This window comes from Nocardia sp. NPDC004718 (assembly GCF_053601535.1).
The window spans coordinates 1-3091 of sequence record NZ_JBSGCA010000118.1 but is presented as its reverse complement, the minus strand read 5'-3'; the positions used below and the strand labels follow the sequence as shown (position 1 = coordinate 3091).

Sequence of the window (3091 nt, the reverse complement as noted above, 5' to 3'; positions counted from 1 at the left end):
CCATGCGTGTGTGATAGCCGGCAGGTGTTGCACGTGTGGGGTAGTGGGGCTCACTTTCCTATCACTGCCGTGGTAGGCAACAGTCAGAAAAGTGCGTGTTAGTCGAAGTGGTCTGGAACGGCCTGTCGTAGAGGGTGAGAATCCCGTAGACGAAAATGCGTGCTCTGTTGTGGTGAGTGCCCGAGTAGCAGCGGGCCCGTGAAATCTGCTGTGAATCTGCCGGGACCACCCGGTAAGCCTGAATACTCCCTGGTGACCGATAGCGGACTAGTACCGTGAGGGAAAGGTGAAAAGTACCCCGGGAGGGGAGTGAAATAGTACCTGAAACCGGACGCTTACAATCCGTCAGAGCCTTCCCTTTTGGGTGGGGTGATGGCGTGCCTTTTGAAGAATGAGCCTGCGAGTCATCGGTGTGTGGCGAGGTTAACCCGTGTGGGGTAGCCGTAGCGAAAGCGAGTCCGAATAGGGCGTTTTGAGTCGCATGTCATGGACCCGAAGCGGAGTGATCTACCCATGGCCAGGGTGAAGCGACGGTAAGACGTCGTGGAGGCCCGAACCCACTTAGGTTGAAAACTGAGGGGATGAGCTGTGGGTAGGGGTGAAAGGCCAATCAAACTCCGTGATAGCTGGTTCTCCCCGAAATGCATTTAGGTGCAGCGTCACGTGTTTCACATCGGAGGTAGAGCTACTGGATGGCCTAGGGGGCCCACAAGCTTACCGAAGTCAGCCAAACTCCGAATGCCGGTGTGTGAGAGCGTGGCAGTGAGACTGCGGGGGATAAGCTTCGTAGTCGAGAGGGAAACAGCCCAGATCGCCGGCTAAGGCCCCTAAGCGTGTACTAAGTGGAAAAGGATGTGGGGTCGCGAAGACAACCAGGAGGTTGGCTTAGAAGCAGCCACCCTTGAAAGAGTGCGTAATAGCTCACTGGTCAAGTGATCCTGCGCCGACAATGTAGCGGGGCTCAAGTACACCGCCGAAGCCGCGGCACTCCAACATGCGCCTGCTTTCGAGCCAGGTGTTGGGGTGGGTAGGGGAGCGTCGTGCAGCCGTGGAAGCAGCGGGGTGACCTAGTTGTGGAGGCTGTGCGAGTGAGAATGCAGGCATGAGTAGCGAAAGACGAGTGAGAAACTCGTCCGCCGAATGACCAAGGGTTCCTGGGCCAGGTTAATCCGCCCAGGGTGAGTCGGGACCTAAGGCGAGGCCGACAGGCGTAGTCGATGGACAACGGGTTGATATTCCCGTACCCGTGTATCCGCGCCCAATGGCGAATCATCTGTGCTAATCGTCCTGAACCGGATGGACTTCCTTCGGGAAGCTGGAAGGGGATGCACGAGACCCTGGGTGTAGTAGTCAAGCGATGGGGTGACGCAGGAAGGTAGCTGGGCCAGGTGGTGGATTACCTGGTGTAAGCCGGTAGGGCGTGACATAGGCAAATCCGTGTCACATGTGCCTGAGAGGTGATGCGTAGCCGATTGAGGCGAATTCAGTGATCCTATGCTGCCGAGAAAAGCCTCTAGTGAGTTGGTACACGGCCCGTACCCCAAACCGACACAGGTGGTCAGGTAGAGAATACCGAGGCGATCGAGAGAACTGTGGTTAAGGAACTCGGCAAAATGCCCCCGTAACTTCGGGAGAAGGGGGACCACGTCTGGTGACCGGCTTTACGCTGTGAGCTGGGTGTGGTCGCAGAGACCAGAGAGAAGCGACTGTTTACTAAAAACACAGGTCCGTGCGAAGTCGTAAGACGATGTATACGGACTGACGCCTGCCCGGTGCCGGAAGGTTAAGAGGACCGGTTAGCGCTTTCGGGCGCGAAGCTGAGAATTTAAGCCCCGGTAAACGGCGGTGGTAACTATAACCATCCTAAGGTAGCGAAATTCCTTGTCGGGTAAGTTCCGACCTGCACGAATGGCGTAACGACTTCTCTGCTGTCTCAACCACAGACTCGGCGAAATTGCATTACGAGTAAAGATGCTCGTTACGCGCGGCAGGACGAAAAGACCCCGGGACCTTCACTATAGCTTGGTATTGGTGTTCGGTACGGTTTGTGTAGGATAGGTGGGAGACTGTGAAGCGGGCACGCCAGTGTTCGTGGAGTCGTCGTTGAAATACCACTCTGGTCGTATTGGACTTCTAACCTCGGACCCTGATCGGGTTCAGGGACAGTGCCTGGTGGGTAGTTTAACTGGGGCGGTTGCCTCCTAAAATGTAACGGAGGCGCCCAAAGGTTCCCTCAGCCTGGTTGGCAATCAGGTGTCGAGTGCAAGTGCACAAGGGAGCTTGACTGTGAGACTGACAGGTCGAGCAGGGACGAAAGTCGGGACTAGTGATCCGGCACCGGCATGTGGAAGCGGTGTCGCTCAACGGATAAAAGGTACCCCGGGGATAACAGGCTGATCTTCCCCAAGAGTCCATATCGACGGGATGGTTTGGCACCTCGATGTCGGCTCGTCGCATCCTGGGGCTGGAGTAGGTCCCAAGGGTTGGGCTGTTCGCCCATTAAAGCGGCACGCGAGCTGGGTTTAGAACGTCGTGAGACAGTTCGGTCTCTATCCGCCGCGCGCGTCAGAAACTTGAGGAAGGCTGTCCCTAGTACGAGAGGACCGGGACGGACGAACCTCTGGTGTGCCAGTTGTCCTGCCAAGGGCACTGCTGGTTGGCTACGTTCGGAAGGGATAACCGCTGAAAGCATCTAAGCGGGAAGCCTGTTCCAAGATGAGGTTTCTCACCACCTTCGAGTGGTTAAGGCCCCCCACAGACCATGGGGTTGATAGGCCGGAACTGGAAGCACGGTAACGTGTGGAGGTGACCGGTACTAATCGGCCGAGGACTTACCAACAAAGGTTGCTACGCGTCCACTGTGCGGTATCTGAAACAACACACAGATACCCCCGGAACACACATCACGACCCCCTGTGAAGGGGGTGGATGGTGTGGTTGGAGGGGTGTGGATAGTTTCATAGAGTTACGGCGGCCATAGCGGTGGGGAAACGCCCGGTCCCATTCCGAACCCGGAAGCTAAGCCTGCCAGCGCCGATGGTACTGCACTCGACAGGGTGTGGGAGAGTAGGACACCGCCGGAACATCCTTT

The 3091-nt window shown here is 56.8% G+C and carries 1 rRNA gene and 1 other annotated feature (1 of these 2 cut by a window edge); the gene reads left to right on the top strand.

Annotated elements, in window-relative coordinates:
* Window positions 1–2838, top strand: a sequence feature (most likely nonfunctional fraction of RNA operon) (it extends 1636 nt beyond the left edge of the window).
* Between the two features lie 128 nt (window positions 2839–2966).
* A 5S ribosomal RNA gene (rrf, locus tag ACWEH3_RS35625) occupies window positions 2967–3083 on the top strand.
* Window positions 3084–3091: the final 8 nt, after the last annotated feature.